Genomic DNA, 19,263 nt, shown 5'->3' with positions numbered 1-19,263 from the left:
CACCGCGCAGGTTCTCAGCGGGGGCGGCGCGGACCACCCTTCGGAGGGGGGCGGCCTGCCCCGCCCCCTCGGGGGCTTCCGCTGCTCCAGCCGGGCTTCCCGGCCCGCTCCTTCTTCTTGCCCCAGTCCTGGAAGCCGCCGGACTTCTCGCCGCCTCCCCGCTCGTCGGCGGGGCCACGGCGTCCGGCACGGACGACGCGCTCGTTGGGATTGCCGCGTGAGTCGGTCGGGCTCCACTCCTTGCGCTCCGGACGGCTGCCTGCCTCCCGAGCACCCGCGCCACCCCGGCCCCGAGGTGCACCACCCTCGGCGCCTCGCGGCGACCACTCCTTGCGCTCCGGACGGCCCGCGCCGCCTCGGGGGCCGGATTCCCGGCGCTCCGGACGACCCGCGCCACGGGGGGCACGGCCTTCGTCGCCGCCCCACGTCTTGCGCGCCGGACGGGTCGCGCCGCCGGCGCCGAAGCTCCGGCCACGCGGCCGGTCCTCGCCACCCGCGCCGCGCTCCGGACGACCCGCGCCGCCGACGCCGTAGCCACGAGCGCGAGGCCTGTCCTCACCACCCGCGCCACGCTCCGGACGACCCGCGCCACCGAAGCTCCGCGCACCACCCGCGCGCTCCGGACGGCCTGCGCCACCGAAGCTGCGTGCACCGCCCGCGCGCTCCGGACGGCCCGCGCCACCGAAGCTGCGCGCGCCACCGGCACGCTCCGGACGACCCGCGCCACCGAAGCTACGTGCACCACCCGCGCGCTCGGGACGACCCGCGCCACCGAAGCCGCGTGCACCACCGGCACGCTCCGGACGGCCCGCGCCACCAAAGCTGCGCGCGCCACCCGCACCACGCTCGGGGCGGCTCCGGGGCGCGCCGCCCTCGTCGCCACCGCCAGACCACTCCTTGCGCTCCGGACGGCCCGCACCACGGCTCCGAGGTGCACCACCCTCGTCACCACCGGCGCCCCACGTCTTGCGCGCCGGCCGAGCCGCGCCAGCCTCGTCACCACCGGCGCCCCACGTCTTGCGCGCCGGCCGAGCCGCGCCAGCCTCGTCACCACCGGCGCCCCACGTCTTGCGCACCGGCCGAGCTGAACCCGCGCTTTCCTCGCGACGCTCCGGACGGCCCGCGCCGCCCTCCTCGCCGCCGCTCGACTCCTTGCGAGCCGGACGCGCCGAGCCGCCCTCCTCGCCGCCCCACGCCTTGCGAGCCGGACGAGCCGAGCCGCCCTCTTCGCCGCCCCACGCCTTACGCGCCGGACGAGCCGAACCGCCCTCTTCGCCGCCCCACGCCTTGCGCGCCGGACGAGCCGAACCGCCCTCTTCGCCGCCCCACGCCTTGCGCGCCGGACGAGCCGAGCCGCCCTCCGCGCCGCCGCTCCACTCCTTGCGAGCCGGACGGCCCGCGCCGCCCTCGCCACCACCGGCGCCCCACTCCTTGCGCGCCGGACGGTCCGCGCCACCCGCACCGAAGCTCTTGCCACGCGGACGGTCCTCGCCACCCGCACCGAAGCTCTTGCCACGCGGACGGTCCTCCCCCCCCGCGCCGAAGCTCTTGCCGCGCGGACGGTCCTCACCCCCCGCGCCGAAGCTCTTGCCGCGCGGACGGTCCTCGCCCCCCGCGCCCCTGGCCGCGTAGCCACGGCCCCGCGACTTGTCCTCACCACCGGCGCCACGCTCCGGACGCCCGGCAGCGAAGCCACGGCCACGCGGCTTGTCCTCACCACCCGCGCCACGGCTCCGGGGCGCGCCCTCATCGCCGCCCCACGACTTGCGCACGGGACGACCCGCGCCACCGCCCTCTTCCGCACCGCGCCCGCGGCCGAAGCGAGCCAGGCCCGCACCACCGGCAGCCGGCTTGCGCTCCCGCTTCTCGGGACGCGAATCCATCGCACGAGCAGCCCTGGCCGCCGTGCGCTCCATCCCGGACGCCGCCTTGCGAGGCGCGGGCGCGTCGTCGTCCATCGACAGCTCTTCCTCGTCCCCTTCGAAGCCCGGCGCCGCGCGCCCGTGCCGGCGCGGAGGCAGCTTCAGCTCCACGGCGGCAGGCTGAGCCCGACCGTCGGACACCGCGTTCAACTGCTCCACCTCGCCCTTCTTCAGCGTGCGCAGCTCACCCGGGCGCATGCCCTCCACGCCGATGCCCGCGTACGCCGGACGGAACAGGCGCACCACCGGGTGCCCCACTGCCGCGCACAGGCGCTTGATGAGGTGCGGCCGCCCTTCGGCCACGACAATCTTCAGCCACGTGTTCCGCTCCGCCGCCTCGAACACGTCCACCGACAGCGGCGTGGCCATGCCGTCTTCCAGCCGCACGCCGCCGCGCAGCTTGTCCAGCGTGGCCGCGTCCGGCGCGCCCTTCACCTTCGCCAGGTACATGCGCGGCACCTGGAAGCTGGGGTGCGTCAGCTTGTGCGCGAGCGCCCCATCGTTCGTGAACAGCAGCGCGCCCTCGGCGTCGTAGTCCAGCCGTCCCACCGGGAACAGCCGCTTGCCCGTCTCCTCGATGTAGTTGGCCACCGTGGGCCGACCCTGCGGATCCGACAGCGTCGTCACGACGCCAATCGGCTTGTAGAGAAGGTAGTACGAGGACTCATCCGGCGGAGTCACCAGCGTCCCGTCCACCGCGACCAGGTCCGTGCCCGGTTCCACCCGGCTGCCCAGCTCCGTCACCGTCTCGTTGTTCACCGTCACTCGGCCTGCGGTGATGAGCTCTTCTGCGTGCCGGCGCGAAGCCACTCCCGCGCGGGCCAGATACTTCTGCAATCGTTCGGCAGCCATCCTTGCCTTCTTCCGTCGTTGCCCGTTACTCGGGCTTGGGCCCCTCTTCGCCCGTCACGGGCTTCGGGGGCGTGTCCAGGACGCTGGAGCTGACCTTCTGTGTTCGGTCCGCGGCCTCCATGGCCTCCTCCAGCTCCTCCAGCGCGGCCTCGCTCGCCGCCGCGCTCTTCTCCATCCGCTTCGTAAACCCGGGGTCCGCCAGGGTGTCCACGGTTCCCGCCGCAGCCGGCGCCGGCTGCGTTTCCTTCTCTACGATCTCCCGGTGCTCCTGCGTCAGCTCGTGGAACTCACGCAGCGTGGGCAGGGCAGACAGGTCCTTCAGGGCGAAGAACTCCAGGAACTCTCGCGAGGTCCCGTAGAGGATGGGACGCCCCACCTCTTCGCGCTTGCCCAATATCTTCACCAGCTTGCGGTCCATCAGTGCCTTGATGACCGCGCCGCAGTCCACACCGCGGATGTCCTCGACCTCCGGCCGGGTCACCGGCTGCCGGTACGCGATGATGGCCAGCGTCTCCACCGCCGCGCGCGTCAGCCGCTGCGGCTTCACCCGCAGGTAGCGCCGCACGTACTCACCCGAGTGCGGATCCGTCCGGAACTGCCACCCTCCGGCCACTTCATACAGCACGATGCCGCTGATGCCGTCACGGTGGATGCCGGACAGCTGGTTGAGCGCCTCGGAGATGAGCTCCCGGTCGATGCCGGTCGCCATGAACAGCTCGTCCACCGACAGCGGCCGCTCCGCCACGAAGAGCACGCTCTCGATGACGGTGCGGATGCGGTCCGCCGACAGCTTCCGGCTCTTGGAGATGAGCTTCTCGAAGGACGTCTCGAGGTCCGGAACGGAGTCGTCCGAGTCCTCTTCAATCGCGACGGCTTCCACCTCGTCGAGGTCATCCGCCGGGCCGGGGCCGGTGACGGCGGCGATCTCGTCCTCGGAGAACGGGCCGGGGCCTCCGGGCGTGCCAGGGGCAGCAGTCTCGTCCTCGGGGCCGTTGCTACCGGTAGTCACTGTCGTCGACCTCCGTGGGGGCCAGCTTCTCCAGCGCGTCCCCGTTGGGTAGGAGCAGGATGGGACCGAGCGGCTCGTCCTGCACCACCCGGATGAGGCGCCGCTTCACCATCTCCAGGATGGCCAGGAAGGTGACAACCACCTCCTGCCGCGTGCGCGTCTCCTGCTCGTTGAACAAGCTCTCGAAGAGGACCTGTCCGTGGGGCCGCAGGCGCTCGACGATGCGGAGGATGGCCTCGGACAGCGTCACCCGCTCGCGCACCACCTCGTGCTGCAGCTTGGGCGTCAACCGCTCCAGCACCCGGTCCAGCGCTTCAATCAGCTTGAGGACGCTGAACTCCTGCAGGCCCACCTCCTCCTCGGGGATGGGCACCGCCTCCACCGGCACGTTGCGGGTGAAGACGTCGCGGCCGAGGATGTCCTGTGTCGCGAGGTGCTCGGCGGAGTCCTTGTACTTCTGGTACTCCAGCAGCCGCCGCACCAGCTCCGCCCGCGGGTCGCCCGCCTCCTCGATGGCCGCGAGTACCTCCGAGCCCTCCTGCACCGCCGCCACGTCCTGCCGGGGCAGCAGCATGCGGGACTTGAGGTGCGCCAGCGTGGAGGCCATCACCAGGAACTCGCCGGCGATGTCCAGGTTGATCTCCCGCATCTTCTCCAGGTGCTGGAGGTACTTCTCGGTGATCAGCGCCAGCGGGATGTCGAAGATGTCGACCCGGTGCTCCTTGATGAGATGGAGCAACAGGTCCAGCGGACCCTCGAAGTTGGGCAGCGCGACGCGGAAGGCGTCACCCGGGGTACGGGGCCCCTCCCCATCACCGAGGCCCTCCTCGGCCGGTGCGCGTCGGCCCTCACTCACCGGAGGTCCTTGGACTGCCCTGGAAGGTGTGTGAGGGACGGCTCGTCATCGCGCAAAGGCCCGACTTTCCTTGGCCTTGGGGCGAAAGTCGGGGGGACACACCTCCTTAGCAGTGCCCCTCTGGTGGGTCAAACAATCGACAGTGAAAGCCCGTTCAGTCACTCCACCTCAGGGGATGCCCACGGCGCGGCGAACCTTGTCCATCAGCCGGGTCGCTTCCTCACGGGCGCGGTTGGCGCCGTCCTGGAGGATGCGCTCCAGCTCGGCCGGGTCGCCAGCCAGCTCGGCGTACCGCTGGCGGGCCGGGCCAAAGGTCGCGTGGTAGGCCTCCAGGAGCTTCTTCTTGTAGTCGCCGTAGCCCTTGCCGCCCGCCCTCCAGGACGCGTCCACGTCGCGGAAGTCGGACTCGGGCAGCATCACCTTCAAGAGGTCGTAGAGCGGCACCTCGGAGCCCTTGCCGCCCTCCGCCAGCTCCGTGCTCCCGGCGGCCTCGGCCGCGGGCACCGGCTTGGGCGCCTCCACCGGCGTGGAGTCCGTCTTGATGGACATGATGCGCTTCTTGATCTCCTTCTCGTCCCCGAACAGGTCGATGGTGTTCCCATACGACTTGGACATCTTCCGCCCGTCGATGCCGGGCACCGTCTGGGTGGAGGACTGGATGCGCGCCGAGGGCAGCTTGAGGATGCCGGGCGCGTGGCCCCGCTCCTTGCCCTCCGGGTCGGCCGGGTCGTAGCCCGGCACGTACTGCATGTTGAACTTCACCGCCCAGTCGCGGGCGAACTCGATGTGCTGGATCTGGTCCTTGCCCACCGGGACGGCGTCCGCGCTGTAGAGCAGGATGTCGGCGGCCATCAGCACCGGGTACGCGAAGAGGCCGAAGTCCGGGCTCTTCCCCTGCGCCACCTTGTCCTTGTAGCTGTGCGCCCGCTCCAGGTGGGCCACCGGCGCGACGACGCCCAGTATCCAGTTCAGCTCGAGCACCTCCTTCACGTCGCTCTGGCGGAAGAGCACCGCCTTCTTCGGATCCAACCCGAGCGCCAGGTAGGACACCGCGGCGTCGCGCGTCAGCTCCAGCGCCCGCTTCGGATCCCTCACCTCGTTGAGCGAGTGGTAGTTCGCGATGAAGTAGTACGACTCGGCCTCGTCCTGCAGCTGCACGAACTGGCGAATCGCGCCGTAGTAGTTGCCGATGTGCAGCTTTCCGGACGACTGGACGCCTGAGAGAATCCGCATGTCGGTTCCGACTCGAGTGACGGGTGGTGGACGCGGCTGGTTCGCATACCCGCGCCGACCCTGCAACCTTCCGTTGCGGCTGCGGTGCTTCCGTCCGCTTCCGGAAACCCACCCCCTCCTTTGGTGAAATTTTGCGACGGCCTGGAAAATTCCCAGGAAATCCGGGCACTTGCGCAGAGAGGACGGTGGGTGGGACGATACCCTGGCTGCACCCCCTGCGAGCACGCGCGGGCACTTCATCGAACGCCAGACTCGGGAGGACGCACCGGCATGGAGTCATTCAACGGGAGTCTCGCCAGCTATCGCCTGCAGATGGTGATGCCACCGCTCTTCACGGCGCCCGGAGTCGACGGGACGCTGCGGGTGGAGCGTGGGGCCGTCCGCCGGTGCTTCCAGGTGAAGGACGGCTTCCTCGTCGGCGAGAGCTCGAATGACCCGCGCGAGCACCTGGCGCAGGTGCTGGTGAATCTGCGCATCCTGGACGCGCCCCGGGCGGCGGCGGCCTTCGAGGCGGCGGAAGGGGCCGGCGTGCCCTACGGCACCTTCCTGGTGCAGCGCTGCTTCGTGGAATTGCCCCGGCTCATCGAGGCCATGGAGCACAAGGCGCGCGAGGCGCTCTTCGACTGCTACGACTGGGAGTCGGGCGAGGTGGAGTTCACGCCCGGGCTGCCGGCGATTGGACGGGCCATCGGGCTGAAGCTGCCGCTGTCCACGCTGCACCGGGACGCGGTGTCGCGGCTGCGCGAGTGGGCGGTGTTCCGGGACATCTTCCCCCGGCAGGACGTCACGTTCCGCGTGTTCCGCGAGTTCGCGGTGGAGACGTTCTCCGAGGAGGAGGACGTGCTGCTGGACCTGGCGTCGGGCGGGGCCACGCTGAGCGAGATGCTGGCGAACGCGAAGGAGGGGCCGCTGTTCGCCGCGCGCTGGGTGCTGCACCTGTACCGGCGTGGAGCCCTGGCGCCGCAGCGGCCCAGGGGCCCGAAGCTGGGCGAGGCGGCGGAATTGGCGGAATTGCTCAACCTGGTGAAGCGCTTCCTGGAGACGGGGAAGTACGACCACGCGGTGGCGCTGGCGGCGCAGGTGCTGGAGCGCGGCCCGGTACCGGAGGCGCACGCGCTGTACCGCGAGGCGGAGGTGCGGCTGACGCTGGCGCTCAGCGACGAGCTGTTCGCGCTGGACGGGCGGCTCGTCTTCGAGCCGATTCCCCGCCCCACCCCGCCGGACCTGACGGCGGATGACCTGTATTTGTATTCGAAGCTACGGGGCAGCCGGAGCATCCGCCAGGCCCTGCGCACCGCGGCCATGGGCGAGCTGGCGGCGTCACGCTCGGTGCACCGGCTGATGGCCTCCGGCCTCATCCACGTGGCCCCGCTGCCCGGCAGCGAGCGCGCCGGCACTCCGCGGCGCACCAGCACGGACCCGTTCGGGACGCCGGTCGCGGGCGTGGGCACCTGAGCCCCGCCTGACGGGTGAGACGGAAAGGGCCACCCCCGCGTGCGCGGAGGTGGCCCTTCCTCATCCAGGCTCAGGCGTTGGCGGCTACTGCTTCGCCGTCACCCGCCACGTCACGCTCTCGGTGCTGGCACCCTTCCCGTCCTCGGCGATGACCTTCCAGAGGTAGTCCCTGCCGGGCGCCAGCGTCACCGCCCTGGCGGTTTCGCGCGTCGGCTTGTCACACGTCTGGAAGGTGAAGTCTTCGTCCACGCTCCAGACGCAGTGCCGGTAGAGGACGGTGTCCTGGTCCCTGTCGAAGGTGCCCTCCCACAGGAAGGACATCGTCGCGGAGGCAATGGCCATGTCCCTCGGGGACACCAGCGCCGGAAGGCCGGGCGCGTTGTTGGCTTCGATGGTCTCCGACTCCACGAACGTGTGGGCGAAGATCGGGTCGCCCGTCCCCGCCACGTCCTGCGCGCACTGCATCCGCCGGTCTGCGTTCACGACGGCGTGGCAGAGTTCGAAGGCCTGCTCCATCGGAATCGACGGCAGCGCGGCCCTGACCGGAATCCCGACGGGCGCTTGGTTGACCTTGCACTCGTCCGCCTTGTACGCCGGCCATTCCTTGAGCGTGTACGACGCGGTGGAGTACCCGGGCAGGTAGTCGAACAGCGACGTGGCGCTCGTCACCCGCCAGGAGTTCTCGAACGTCTCGTACAGCTGCAGGTAGCGCTGGTACGGGTCCGTCGGGCGGGGCCCCAGCTGCGTGCCATCGGAGAGCGTCGGCAGCCAGTTCCCCCGGGCGATGGGACCGAGGATGCCCTCCGTGGCGCGGGCCTGCTGCACGCTGACGTTCATGTAATAGACCTGGTAGTGCGCCCACCAGTCGACGGTGATGATGATGCGCGTCCCACCGGAGCCTTCGATCTGGATGCCACCCTGCGAGGGCGTCCGGACGATGCGCCCGCCGCCGGGCAGCAGCAGCTCCGTGCCGAGCTGCACGGGACTGCCATTGACGCGCAGCTCCAGCCCTTCCCGCCACTGGGGATTCAGGTGGTACGTGATCCGGTTGTTACCGACGCGCACCGCCACCGCCGTCATGATGCTCACGCACGAGGTCAGCCCGGTGTGCGCGTCCGGCCCCACGGGCCCTTCGGTCTGCACGGGCATGTGCCGCGCCTGGATCTCCATGCCCGGGTCGCGGAGCAGCACGAACTCGCCCGCGCTCTGGAAGTCGTAGCGCACGCCGTCGATGGTCGTGAGGTGCGGATCTCCCCACGTGGAGGGATTGCCACCCACGATCCAGCGGCGAATCGTGTCGATGTCCGCCTGGCTCAGCGGGGGCCCGCCACACGGCATCATGCCGCCCGGGCAGCTCTCCGACGCGTTCGTAATGCGGTTGTACAGCGGTCCCGCCAGGCTGGCGGCCCGGGCCAGGGCATCGGCGTGCGGCGCCGTGAGCGGATTCACGAGCGGGCCGGACTGGTCCTCGGCAAGGTTCAGGGCCGTCCCGTAGTTGGAGTACGGCGGATAGTCGAGCCCGCCGTGGCACTCGACGCAGCTCTTGTTGAAGATGCGCTGCACGTCCGTGTACGTCGGCACGGCGTTCGCCGGAGGCAGCAACGCCAGCGTGGAGTTGACGAACGGAATCAGGCTGGCGCAGGCGTACGGTGCCGTGAGGCCCGGGATGGGGTCCGCGGTCAGGTTGGCCTCGAGCGCGGTCCGGAGGGCGAGCGTGTACGAGGAGAAGATGTCGGCGAAGGCATAGGTGCGCGACCGGCCGCGCACGCCCATGGACCACTTGTCCACGGAGACGCCAAGCGGCTCGAGGAGATAGCGGTACAGGGCCATGGGCGTCGTGTTCTGGCTGTAGATCTCCCGGTCCACGAAGAGGCCGAGCATGTTCGTCGCGTCAGCGCTGCCGGCATCGATGATGCGGCGGAACACCTCGCGCCGCAGCCGGGGGAACGAGGCATCCAGGCCCGAGGTGGTCGAGGCGCCGTACTGCGAAACGAGGCCGGGCACCGGGGTCATGAAGTCCACGTACTGGTCTCCGGCCCGGTCGAGGTTGAACTTCTGGATGTCCACCTTCCGGCGCGGCACGCTCTTCTGGCGGGTGTCCGTGTCGGTGCGGATGGCGTTGATGCCGTTGCCGCCGTGGCGCGCCGTGAAGAAGCTCTGGTCGAACGTCAGGGCCCCGTAGGGGCTGGTGACCGCCGTCGAGCCGATGCTGAGGCAGCTCTTCGCGATGGCCAGGGCCACCGGCCGGGGATCGATGAGCACGTTGCCGGTCGCCCAGCGGTGGCTCGCGATTTCATCCGCGACGCGCTTCTGGTTGAGGTTGCCGTCGAGGCCGCCGAGCAGGTCGAACAGCTGGACGCCACGTCCCTCGCCCGCGGTGAAGCCCGAGTGGTGGAACAGCGTGATGAAGGTGCCCTGCCGAATGACGGAGCTGGTCGGGCCCGAGAACGTGTTGTTGAACTGGTACGCGGAGGAGACCGCGGGGCTGGAGCCCACCGGGGCCGGCTCGGTCGTAATCGGAGCCGTCGCGTCGAACGAGAACCGGGGCGTGCCGTCGCCCGGCCCCCCGCGGAAGCGGGTGATGCGGTCGGGCACGGGCACCCCGCCCAGCGGGGGCTGCAGGCGCAACTGCTCGACCAGGGAGCGGATGGCGTGGCTGCTGCGCCACGTCCAGGGGTTGTAGAGCTTGCGGTACGCGGCCGTGTCCAGCGAGCCCTGATACAGCCGGTCCCGGTTGAACGGCACCATGCCGCCCCAGCTGTCGTACGGGTCCCAGTTGGGCTTGTTCTTCGTCTTGATGATGCCCACGGGCAGGCCGTCCGTGCCCGGGAGGGTCGACCGGTTGACCACGTTCCGGGTCGAGTGGCAGCTCGAGCACTTCAAGTCGTCGACTTCGACTTTACGCACGCGCGCCGGGATGGCGCCCATCGCGGGGATGGGCTTCAGGATGATTTCGTGGAAGCGGAAGTTGTTCGTGGCCGCGTCCCACTGCATGTACTCGATGACGTCCGGATGCGAGCCCGGGTAGGCGGAGTGCAGGACGGGCCCGATGGAGAAGACGGACTTCGCGTTGATGCTCGACAGGAGGATGCGCGGGTACTCGGCGGTGCCCGTCTGCAGGCTCTCCGAGCGCGTCATCATGATGGGGCTGTACTTGAACGCGGCGGGCAGCGCGGCGACGAAGCGGGCCACGGTGTCGACGTTTAAGTTGTTGTCGAGGTAGTTCTGGATTTCGGCGGCCGTGATGTTGGTCGGGTCCACCGCCGGGATGGTGGGGATGGGGGTCGAGAGGTTGAAGACCGGCCTCACCGACTTCGCCGTGGCCATGTTCAGGGGGCAGGTCAGCGCCATGCCCGTGCAGTCCGAGGTGGACGCGGTGTCCCCATCGGCGTCGGTGTCCCATCCACCGAAGGTGTACCCCGTGGCGGGCGTGGCGGTGAGCGTCACGGTGACGGCCCCATAGACTGCGTCACAGGTGCCGCCGGTGTCACTGCAACTGATGCCCGGCCCGGTGACCGTGCCCGAGCCGAGCCCCATCGTCATGACCTTGAGGGCCGCGGCCTCCGCGGTCACCGCGAACAGCGACGACGCGACGAGCAGCGCGCCCAGGGCGGGTCGACGGTATGCCCTGGGTGGAGATGGAAGGGGAAGCTTGGGTCTCATGCAGTGAGCTCCGGGGGTGTGCGCCTGTCCGTCGCGGTCGCGGGGCCTGGGCGTGCGCCCGAAAGCTGCAATTGAATGGCCGTGCCCAAGCGTGCGGAAACACGGCACTGCGCACCGAGTCATGTGGCCCTCGGTGCTACAACTCACACGGATGGTAACCCCGGCGGATACAGGCGGGCCGCCGCTGGAATGCGCTCTCTATCCCGCCGCGTCGCTCAGCCGCGCCGCCTGCGTGATGAGGTAGTTCCGCTCCGGGATGCTCGTCGTCCGGCCCGCGGCCTTGCGGTAGTGCGCGATGGCCGCCTCCGTCTCCCCTGCCCGCTCCAGCAGGTGCGCGCGGACGGCATCCAGCCGGTGATGCCCCGCCAGGCGTCCGTCGACGTCGAGCGCCTTCAGCAGCTCCAGCCCCGCTTGCGGCCCGTGCACCATCGCCGTGGCCACCGCGTGGTTGAGCGCCACCATGGGGTTGTCGGACATCCCCATCAGCACGCCGTACAGCGCCTGGATCTGCGGCCAGTCCGTGTCCTCGGCGCGCGCCGCCTCGTCGTGCACGGCGGCAATCGCGGCCTGCAACTGATACTCCCCCACCGAGCCCTTCGACAGCGCCGCGGTGACGAGCGCGATGCCCTCGGCGATGGCCTGTGGGTTCCACAGGCTCCGGTCCTGCTCGGGGAGGGGAATGGGCATCCCGTCCGGCGCGGTGCGCGCCGCGCTCCGGGCATCCGTCAGGAGCATCAGCGCGAGCAGACCCATGACGTCGCCATCGTCGGGCAGCCGGGAATGCAGCATGCGCGTGAGGCGGATGGCCTCGCCGGACAGGTCCGTGCGCTGCAGCTCGGGGCCGGAGCTCGTCGTGTAGCCCTCGTTGAAGATGAGGTAGAGCACGTGCAGCACCGCGCCGAGCCGCTGCGCCGTCTCCTCCGGCGTGGGCAGCTGGAACGGCACGCCGGACGTCTTGATGCTCTGCTTCGCCCGGCTGATCCGCTGCGCCATCGTCGCCTCGGGCACGAGGAACGCCCTGGCAATCTCCGCCGTCGTCAGGCCGCCCACCGCGCGCAACGTGAGCGCGATGGCGGAGGCCGTCGTGAGCGCGGGATGGCAGCACATGAACAGCAGGACGAGCGTGTCGTCCCGCCCCGCCGCCTCGTCACTGTCCGCGGCGAGCGCCAGCTGCAGCTCCGGCGGCACCAGGCTGACCACGAGCTCCTCGCGGCGGCGGCGTGCCGCCTCGGCCCGGACGTGGTCGGTGATGCGCCGCGCCGCGACTTGAATCAGCCACGCGCGCGGGTCATCGGGCACGCCCTCGCGAGGCCACTGCGTGGCCGCCGCGAGCAGGGCCTCCTGCACCGCGTCCTCCGACGCCGCGAAGTCCCGGAACCGCCGGATGACCGCACCGAGCACCTGTGGCGCCAGCTCGCGCAGCAGGTGCTCGGTCCGGGGCTCGTGTGACGAGGGCCTCACGTGAGCTCAGACGGGCGGCGCGCTCATCACCTGCCGCACCTCGATGGCCATGTTGATGGGCTTGCCGCCAGGGCCGGGCGCGGCGGACGCCTCGGCGGCGATGGCGTAGGCGCGCTCGGTGCTCTCGACGTCCACGATCCAGAAGCCGACGAGGTACTCCTTCGACTCGGCGAACACGCCGTCGGTGATGGGCTTGCCGTCGCTCCCGGCGCGGATGATCTTCGCCTGGTCTGGCCCGGCCAGGCCTTCGGCGGCCACCAGCTCGCCCGCCGCGCCGAGCTTCGTGGCGAAGTTCTTCATGAACTCGATGTGCGCCTTGAAGTCAGCCTGCGACCAGTTGGAGATCTGGTACGGCGCCTTGCCCGGGTGGTTCATCATCAGCATGTACTTCATGGTCGGCTCCCTTTCGGTACCAGCGTCCCGTCATCGAGCGCGCTGTCATGGGTATGTCGAAGCCGGACGCGGGCGCTCTACATGCCCCATGACGATTCTTTTCCGGCCGATTTTCCGCCGACCCAACCCATTGTAATTATTAAGGGTTTCCAGTCACGACGCCGTCTTCCGCTTCTTCGGCTTGGGGACGAACACGTCGCTGCGCGGGTGGAACTCGTCGTACACGGAGCGCAGCCGGGCGCTGTTCACGTGGGTGTAGATCTGCGTGGTGGCGAGGTCCGCGTGGCCGAGCATCTGCTGCACGGCGCGCAGGTCGGCCCCCCGCTCCACGAGGTGCGTGGCGAACGAGTGCCGCAGCTTGTGCGGTGACAGCGGCTTGCGGATGCCCGCCTTCAGCGCGTACCGCTTGAGCAGCTTCCAGAAGCCCTGCCGCGTGAAGCCCCCGCCGCGAGGCGTGACGAACAGCGCCTTCGACTGCCGCTTCCCGATGAGCGCCGGCCGGGACGTCGCCAGGTAGGCCTGCACCTTCTCGATGGCCACGCTGCCCAGCGGGACGAGGCGCTCCTTGGCACCCTTGCCCTTCGCCACCAGGTAGCCCGCGGTGAGCTGGATGTCGTTGAGCCCCAGGCCGCACAGCTCGCTCACGCGCAGGCCCGTGGCGTACAGCACCTCCAGCATCGCCTTGTCGCGCAGGCCCGTGGACGTGCGCTCGTCGGGGGAGGCCAGCAGCTGCTCCACCTCCTCCAGCGTGAGGAACGAGGGCAGCTTCTTCGCCGAGCGCGGCGTGTCCAGGTCCTCCGTCGGGTCCTTGTCGGCCATGCGCTCGGCGACGAGGAAGCGGTGGAAGCCCCGCAGCGCGGCCAGGTGGCGCGCCTGGCTGCGCTTGCCCACGCCCCGCTTGCCCAGCGCGGACAGGTGCGCGGAGACGTCCTCCTGCTTCGCCCGCGTCACGTCGTCCAGGCCACGCGCCCGCAGGTCCTCGAAGTAGGCGGTGATGTCCGCGGCGTAGGCGTCCACCGTCTTGCCGGACAGCCCGCGCTCCGCGCGGATGAAGGCGATGAACGCGTCGAGCAACCCTTCCATGGCCGCCACCGTACCGGAGGCCCGCGCCGAGGCAACTCAGTGACTCGCGGCCGCCTGGCTACACCGTCTCAGCTCCGGCGCTCCGCGGCCGTGTCCGTCGAGGCCGCCTCCAGCGCCTGCACCACCCACGGCCACCCCACCAGGATGTTGCCGGGCGAGCGCAGGCACGCATCCGCGACGGCCAGCACCTCCGCCGGCCGCGAGCGCACCGCCAGCGCCAGGTGCCGTCCCAGGAACGGGTGCGGCAGGTAGCTGAGGTTGTGGTGGCGCACCGGCACCCAGCTCAGCGTGGGCTTCCCGGTCCACCGCTCCACCGCGTACGCCACCGCCGACGCCAGCACCTCCAGCGCATACAGCGGCAGCCGGAACGCGCTCATCAGGAAGGCCACCAGCGAGCTCGCGGCCACCGCTCCCGCGAAGGACGCGTTGGACGCGCCGCTCCACACCAGCATGGGAATCACGCTCGTGAAGATGGCCGCCACCTGCACCCGCACCACGGACGGGCCGCGCCCTCCGGAGATGCTCGCGATGCTGCCCGACGCCAGCCCCGCCACCACCCCCAGGCACATGCCCACCGCCATGCCGGCCGTGCCGCCGTGCAGCGGCCCGAAGGCGCCTCCGGCCGTGGCATGCAGCCCCACCAGCATGGACAGGCTCGCCAGCGTCCCCAGCAGCACGCCCGACGCCAGCCCCGACACCAGCGCCAGCATCAGCCCCGCCGCCGAGCAGCAGAGCGCCGACAGGCCCCACCCGCGCTGCAGCGGAATCCCCGCGCCGAAGAGCACCAGCGCCAGGAGCCCCGTCATCAGCGGCGAGCCCACCACCAGCACCAGCACCAGGCGCTTCACGTAGAGGCCCGCGGCCCGGCCTCCCTCCGCCTGCTCACGCCAGAGCTGACCGATGCGGCCGCCCGGCGCGCGGATGCCCGCGGCCCGCAGCCGGTAGTGCAGGTCCACCGGTCTGAAGAGTAACAACAGTAACAACTTGAGCAGCCCAGGCACCTGTTCCGGTGCATCCACGGGCCCTGGCGCCGTTCCCCCCTGTGCCAAGTGTCCCCCCTTCGTCGGTCAATCCCCTAGCCTACCCTTGCCTTGCCTGAGGATTTCAAGCGTATCGCCAATGAGTGAAATCACCGTGGAGGGCTCGTTGAGGGTGACGCCCCCGTCCAGGATGAGGTCCAGGCCGTGTCCGAGCTCGGCCTTGATGTCCTTCGCGTCCGTGAGCGGCACACCCTCCGTGTTGGTCGCGGACGTCGTCACCAGAGGGCGGCCCAGCAGCCGGGCCAGCTCGCGCACCAACGGAGCGTCCGGCACGCGGATGCCCACCTGCTTCTGCTTGGACATCATCAAATCCGGCACCAGCCGCGTCGCCTCCAGGATGAAGGTGAACGCACCCGGAGTGAGACCCTTCATGGTCCGGTAGGCGAAGTTGCTCACGTGCGCGTACCGCGCCACGTCCGACAAGTCCGGGCACAGGAAGGACAGCGGCTTCTTCTTGTCACGCCCCTTGAGCTGGTACAGCCGCTCGATGCCCTTCTTCGAGCTCAGGTCACACCCCAGGCCGTAGTACGTGTCCGTGGGGTAGGCCAGCAGCCCGCCGCGCTCGAGCACCTCCACCGCGCGCTGCAGGTGGCGCGGCGACGGGTGCTCCATGTCCACCTCGAGGATGGGTGCGGCCATGATGTCTCCGTGTCTCCAGTAGCGGGTCGCTGTCCGGTGAGATGCGGATCAGCCTATGCCGTTCCGGACGCCTCGTCCGTGCGGATCTCTCCGCTGGCGGCCAGCGCCCGCCGCGTCAGCACCGGGCCCACCAGCTCGTGCGCGGTAATCATGGCGACGATGAGCACCTCCACCTGCGCGCCGAACGTGGGGAACGTCCGGGACACCAGCGCCGCCAGGCCGAAGGTGACGCCCGCCTGGGAGATGAGCCCCATCCACAGGTGGCTCTTCAGGCGCGGGTCATCCGCGGGCGCCAGCTTGCGACACGAGAACCAGATGGCCCCGCCGCGCAGGCCCACCAGCAGCAGCGCCACCGGCCCCACCGTCACCAGCGCGTCCAGCTTCAGCCCCGCGCCGGCCGCCGCGAAGAAGAGCGCGAACACCGGCAGGCCCGCCTGCTGAATCGCATGGTGGATGCGCTCGCCCGCACGCTCGTCCAGGTTGGCGACGAGCGCCCCGGCCGCCAGCGACACCAGCAGCGGGGACAGGTGCAGCCGCGCGCCGCCCTCGGCCGCCGCGAAGGACAGGCCCACCAGGAACAGCGGCAGGTCCTGCTTCACCCCGCGCATGTAGACGAGCACCGCCACCGCCAGCACGCACCCCACGCCCACCGAGCCGAACAGCTCCCACCCCACCCCGCCCAGCAGCTCCGCCACGTCCAGCCCGCCACCGAAGCTCGCCTTCGTCACGCCCGCCGCCAGCGCGAAGGCCACCATGACGAACAGGTCCCCGATGATGACCAGCGCCATCAGGAACTCGGTGAAGCTGCCGCGCGCGCGCGTCTCCTGGACGATGGCGATGGTGACGGTGGGAGAGAAGGACACCACCACCGTGGACACCAGCGCGCTGACGGCCAGCGCCTGCTGCGTCGTCATGGACGCCATGAACGGCAGCAGCGGCTTGAGGGCGAACGTGGCCCCGAAGCACGCCAGGAACGTCAGCCCGCACACGCCCGCGCACAAGAGCGCCACCCGCGCGCCCACCCGGCGGATGAGCCCCAGCCGCAGCTCCGTGCCCGCCACCAGCGCGATGAGGCTCACCGCCAGCCCCTTCACCAGCTCCAGCCCCTTCACGCCCGCGTTGGGGATGAAGCCCAGCGCGTACGGGCCCACCGCCACGCCCACCAGCAGGTAGCCCGTGAGCCGCGGCAGCCCCAGTCCCTTGGCCACCTTCCCCGCGAACAGGCCGCACAACAGCAGCGCGCCCGCCGCCAGCGTCACCGGCGTGCCCGCGTCCGCGCGCAGCACCTGCGCCCGGCTGATGATGGCCAGCAGCACCACCAGCAACCCCAGCCGGATGACGGCGCCCTTCATGTCGCCACCTCCACGTCCGGCTGCGCCCGCGCGGGCGCCGGTGTGGAGCCCAGCACCTGGCGGAAGGCCTGACCGGCGAGCAGCTCATTCACCACCGCGCCCACCACCACCACGTCCAGCACGCGCTGGGACAGCCCGCCGGGCACCAGCATCCCGTACTCGGCGACGAGACACAGCGCCAGGCCGCCCTGGGCAATCAGCGCGTAGCCCAGCCGCGGGGGCAGCTCCAGCGCGCTGCCCGCGAGCCGCTGCGCCAGCTTCCCGCCCAGCACCTTGCCCAGGAAGCGCAGGCCCACGAAGGCCGGCACCAGCGCCCACGCGCCCCAGTCGCGCGCGTGCACCCCGCAGCCCACCAGGAACACCAGCATCAGGAACGCGGGCCGCTCCACCCGGGCCAGCGAGCGCGACACCCGCTCCGCCGTGCGCCCGCCCACCAGCGCCAGCGAGGCGCCGCAGGCCACCCCCGCCAGCAGCGCCGACACGCGCAGGTACGCCGCCGCGCCCGCCACCAGCGCCACCCCGCCCAGCGTCACCGTGGTCAGCTCCGCCAGGTCCTTCAGCGAGTGCGTGAGGAAGGCCAGCAGCGCCCCGCACAGCACGCCCAGCAGCACCGCCAGGCACACCAGCCCCAGACCCTCGCCCAGGTTGCTCGCCGCGCCCAGCACCAGCGCCAGCGCCAGCACGCCCATGCCCACCGCGTCGTCCAGCATGGTCAGCAGCGCCACGCCCAGCCCGCGCGCGCGGTCCATCCGCCCGGCGCGGTACGCCAGCACCGCGAAGTGGCCGGAGGACAGGCTCGCCGCCGCGCCCAGCAGCGCCGCCGCCCCCACCGCCGCCTGCGGCGACAGCCCGGAGGTGAGCAGCAGGGGCGCCACCAGCGGCAGCGCCACGAAGAAGAAGGCCGTGCCCGCGTGCGCGAGCGCCGCCGAGTACACCGGCCGGGGCAACAGCCGCAGCAGCCGGGGCTCCAGGTTGAGCCCCAGGATGACGCCCGCCACGCCCAGGCCGAGCGCTGTCACCGGGCGCAGGCCTTCCAGGTCGCCCGGGGTGAGCAGCCCCACCACGGACGGGCCCAGGAGGATGCCCATCAGCAGGAAGAGAAAGCCGCTGGCCGCCAGCCTCGCCAACGCCGGGAAGCGCCCGGGGTCCAGCACGCGGCTGGAGGCAAGCAGCGACAGCGCCGCGATGGAAAGGAGGACGAGCAGCGCTTGCACGTGCTGTGCTTACACCGCTCCGTCCCTCACGTCACGAGCGTCGGTGCGTGGGCGCCGAGATCACCGGTAGGGCGACCAGGCGGCCCATGGGCGGGTCGTCCGCATCCATCTCCAACTGTACGCGCTGCACCAGCCGCTCCATCTCCTCGGCGGAGATGGCGGGCAGCAGGCTGACCAGGAGGACACGATCCTCGTCCGCGCCCAGCGCGAGGCTGCGGAGGCCCGCGAACACGGGTACCTCCGCGGACAGCGCGGCCGCGGCGCTCCGAGCGCGAACCACCAGGGGCTCCGGAATGCCAAACTCCCGGAGCCGGCGGATGGCCCGCTCGGTCCCCTCCAGCTGTTCGAGGAACGTGATGACCAGGTACACGCGGCCCGTCTTACCGGGTCCGCGCGTCTGGCGCCACGCTACTCGTTGCCCTGGCCCTGACCGGCCGGCTCGGAAGCCGGAGGCGGCGCCGCCGGAGCCGCGCCTTCCTGCGGGCCCTCACCGGCGGGGGCGGCCATCGCGGCGCGAGCCGCGCGCTTGCCCTCTTCGATGAGCTTCTTCACCTTCTGCCCGCCCTTGCGGCCGATCTCCTCGTAGAAGTTCGGCCCGCGGGTGGCCTTGACGCGGTCACCCCCCTTCTTGCCGATCTCCTCGTAGAACTTCGCGCCGCGCTCGGCCTTCACCGTCTCGCCGCCCTTGCGGCCAATCTCCTCGTAGAAGGAACGGCCCCGCTCGGCCTTCACCGTCGCGCCGCCCTTGCGGCCGATGGTCTCGTAGAACTCCCGGCCGCGCTCGTTGCGGACAGTCTCGCCGCCCTTACGGCCTGCCTCGGCCACCGTCATGCTGCCCTTGTTGTCCTTGTCCGACATATCGCCATCTCCTCTCGTGACTGCCACCCGACCCTCGCCTCGTTGCCCCTTGCCTGAAACCTTGGGACGGAAGCGCCCCGATGCAAGCAAGCTCCGTACACCGCCAGCCGTTCGCGCCTGACACACCACACAAAAACCCGAGTGATTTCAGGCTTTTGCATACGCCTGCCGAGCTTTCGTGCCGGGCGTTGGCCCGCCCGCCAGGACGCTTCATTGTTTGAAACACCGCACTG

16 protein-coding genes and 1 pseudogene are annotated in these 19,263 nt (G+C 70.8%); 2 read left to right on the top strand and 15 right to left on the bottom strand.

Annotated features, from left to right (window positions below; translation table 11 throughout):
- Nucleotides 1-14 precede the first annotated feature (14 nt).
- The 4 genes from ACX9TP_RS23735 to trpS form a co-directional block, all read right to left on the bottom strand.
- On the bottom strand, nucleotides 15-2,774 hold the full coding sequence (locus ACX9TP_RS23735) for a pseudouridine synthase (RefSeq protein ID WP_482982005.1): 2,760 nt from the start codon (nucleotides 2,772-2,774) through the stop codon (nucleotides 15-17).
- A gap of 25 nt (nucleotides 2,775-2,799) precedes the next feature.
- A complete protein-coding gene (gene scpB, locus ACX9TP_RS23730; protein ID WP_482982004.1) occupies nucleotides 2,800-3,783 on the bottom strand; it encodes an SMC-Scp complex subunit ScpB in 984 nt (327 codons plus the stop codon).
- The gene (locus tag ACX9TP_RS23725) at nucleotides 3,770-4,639 is read right to left on the bottom strand and encodes a segregation and condensation protein A (RefSeq protein ID WP_482982003.1); all 870 of its coding nucleotides are present in this window, start codon (nucleotides 4,637-4,639) and stop codon (nucleotides 3,770-3,772) included. Before ACX9TP_RS23725 ends, scpB begins: the two co-directional genes overlap by 14 nt.
- Nucleotides 4,640-4,807: 168 nt before the next feature.
- Nucleotides 4,808-5,872: a tryptophan--tRNA ligase gene (gene trpS / locus ACX9TP_RS23720; RefSeq protein ID WP_482982002.1), complete on the bottom strand. Its 1,065-nt coding sequence runs from the start codon at nucleotides 5,870-5,872 to the stop codon at nucleotides 4,808-4,810.
- A 270-nt stretch (nucleotides 5,873-6,142) separates the two neighbouring features.
- Between trpS and ACX9TP_RS23715 the strand changes: the two genes are divergently transcribed.
- Nucleotides 6,143-7,327: a DUF4388 domain-containing protein gene (locus ACX9TP_RS23715; RefSeq protein ID WP_482982001.1), complete on the top strand. Its 1,185-nt coding sequence runs from the start codon at nucleotides 6,143-6,145 to the stop codon at nucleotides 7,325-7,327.
- Nucleotides 7,328-7,411: 84 nt separating this feature from the next.
- On the opposite strand, the gene ACX9TP_RS23710 is transcribed toward ACX9TP_RS23715, so the two are convergent.
- On the bottom strand, nucleotides 7,412-10,519 hold the full coding sequence (locus ACX9TP_RS23710) for a VWD domain-containing protein (RefSeq protein ID WP_482982212.1): 3,108 nt from the start codon (nucleotides 10,517-10,519) through the stop codon (nucleotides 7,412-7,414).
- 85 nt (nucleotides 10,520-10,604) lie between these two features.
- On the opposite strand from ACX9TP_RS23710, the gene ACX9TP_RS23705 reads away from it, so the two are divergent.
- Complete coding sequence (locus ACX9TP_RS23705) at nucleotides 10,605-10,790, top strand: hypothetical protein (RefSeq protein ID WP_482982380.1); 186 nt, start codon at nucleotides 10,605-10,607, stop codon at nucleotides 10,788-10,790.
- Here ACX9TP_RS23705 and ACX9TP_RS23700 read toward each other — a convergent pair.
- The 10 genes and pseudogenes from ACX9TP_RS23700 to ACX9TP_RS23655 all read right to left on the bottom strand — a co-directional run.
- Nucleotides 10,736-10,864: pseudogene (locus ACX9TP_RS23700) on the bottom strand (hypothetical protein); the annotation flags it as partial. The gene ACX9TP_RS23705 and the pseudogene ACX9TP_RS23700 overlap by 55 nt on opposite strands.
- A 324-nt stretch (nucleotides 10,865-11,188) precedes the next feature.
- Nucleotides 11,189-12,451, bottom strand: coding sequence for an RNA polymerase sigma factor (locus tag ACX9TP_RS23695; RefSeq protein ID WP_482982000.1), 1,263 nt, complete (start codon nucleotides 12,449-12,451; stop codon nucleotides 11,189-11,191).
- 6 nt (nucleotides 12,452-12,457) lie between these two features.
- Nucleotides 12,458-12,844: a YciI family protein gene (locus tag ACX9TP_RS23690; RefSeq protein ID WP_482981999.1), complete on the bottom strand. Its 387-nt coding sequence runs from the start codon at nucleotides 12,842-12,844 to the stop codon at nucleotides 12,458-12,460.
- Between the two features lie 153 nt (nucleotides 12,845-12,997).
- On the bottom strand, nucleotides 12,998-13,927 hold the full coding sequence (gene xerD, locus ACX9TP_RS23685) for a site-specific tyrosine recombinase XerD (protein WP_482981998.1): 930 nt from the start codon (nucleotides 13,925-13,927) through the stop codon (nucleotides 12,998-13,000).
- Between the two features lie 68 nt (nucleotides 13,928-13,995).
- Nucleotides 13,996-14,976, bottom strand: a complete 981-nt coding sequence (locus ACX9TP_RS23680) for a hypothetical protein (RefSeq protein ID WP_482981997.1) — start codon at nucleotides 14,974-14,976, stop codon at nucleotides 13,996-13,998.
- 18 nt (nucleotides 14,977-14,994) lie between these two features.
- Nucleotides 14,995-15,606, bottom strand: coding sequence for an L-threonylcarbamoyladenylate synthase (locus tag ACX9TP_RS23675; protein ID WP_482981996.1), 612 nt, complete (start codon nucleotides 15,604-15,606; stop codon nucleotides 14,995-14,997).
- Between the two features lie 53 nt (nucleotides 15,607-15,659).
- Complete coding sequence (locus ACX9TP_RS23670) at nucleotides 15,660-16,958, bottom strand: cation:proton antiporter (RefSeq protein WP_482981995.1); 1,299 nt, start codon at nucleotides 16,956-16,958, stop codon at nucleotides 15,660-15,662.
- Nucleotides 16,955-18,172 carry a sodium:proton exchanger gene (locus tag ACX9TP_RS23665; protein WP_482981994.1) on the bottom strand — a complete coding sequence of 406 codons (1,218 nt, stop codon included), beginning with the start codon at nucleotides 18,170-18,172 and terminating at the stop codon, nucleotides 16,955-16,957. Before ACX9TP_RS23665 ends, ACX9TP_RS23670 begins: the two co-directional genes overlap by 4 nt.
- A 31-nt stretch (nucleotides 18,173-18,203) precedes the next feature.
- Entirely contained in the window at nucleotides 18,204-18,542 is a 339-nt protein-coding gene (locus tag ACX9TP_RS23660; RefSeq protein WP_267862744.1) for a hypothetical protein, read from the bottom strand.
- 38 nt (nucleotides 18,543-18,580) lie between these two features.
- A complete protein-coding gene (locus tag ACX9TP_RS23655) occupies nucleotides 18,581-19,030 on the bottom strand; it encodes a general stress protein (RefSeq protein ID WP_482981993.1) in 450 nt (149 codons plus the stop codon).
- Nucleotides 19,031-19,263: the final 233 nt, after the last annotated feature.

It is taken from the genome of Pyxidicoccus sp. M15 (assembly GCF_056858435.1).
Note: the sequence above shows the minus strand (reverse complement) of the source record. Positions and strands in the feature narration are given on the sequence as shown.

Coding starts and splice junctions, on each gene's coding strand:
- ACX9TP_RS23735 (WP_482982005.1), bottom strand. CDS start 2,774: ATGGCTGCCGAACGATTGCAGAAGTATCTGGCCCGCGCGGGAGTGGCT.
- trpS (WP_482982002.1), bottom strand. CDS start 5,872: ATGCGGATTCTCTCAGGCGTCCAGTCGTCCGGAAAGCTGCACATCGGC.
- ACX9TP_RS23715 (WP_482982001.1), top strand. CDS start 6,143: ATGGAGTCATTCAACGGGAGTCTCGCCAGCTATCGCCTGCAGATGGTG.
- ACX9TP_RS23705 (WP_482982380.1), top strand. CDS start 10,605: ATGGGGGTCGAGAGGTTGAAGACCGGCCTCACCGACTTCGCCGTGGCC.
- ACX9TP_RS23690 (WP_482981999.1), bottom strand. CDS start 12,844: ATGAAGTACATGCTGATGATGAACCACCCGGGCAAGGCGCCGTACCAG.
- xerD (WP_482981998.1), bottom strand. CDS start 13,927: ATGGAAGGGTTGCTCGACGCGTTCATCGCCTTCATCCGCGCGGAGCGC.
- ACX9TP_RS23675 (WP_482981996.1), bottom strand. CDS start 15,606: ATGGCCGCACCCATCCTCGAGGTGGACATGGAGCACCCGTCGCCGCGC.
- ACX9TP_RS23670 (WP_482981995.1), bottom strand. CDS start 16,958: ATGAAGGGCGCCGTCATCCGGCTGGGGTTGCTGGTGGTGCTGCTGGCC.
- ACX9TP_RS23655 (WP_482981993.1), bottom strand. CDS start 19,030: ATGTCGGACAAGGACAACAAGGGCAGCATGACGGTGGCCGAGGCAGGC.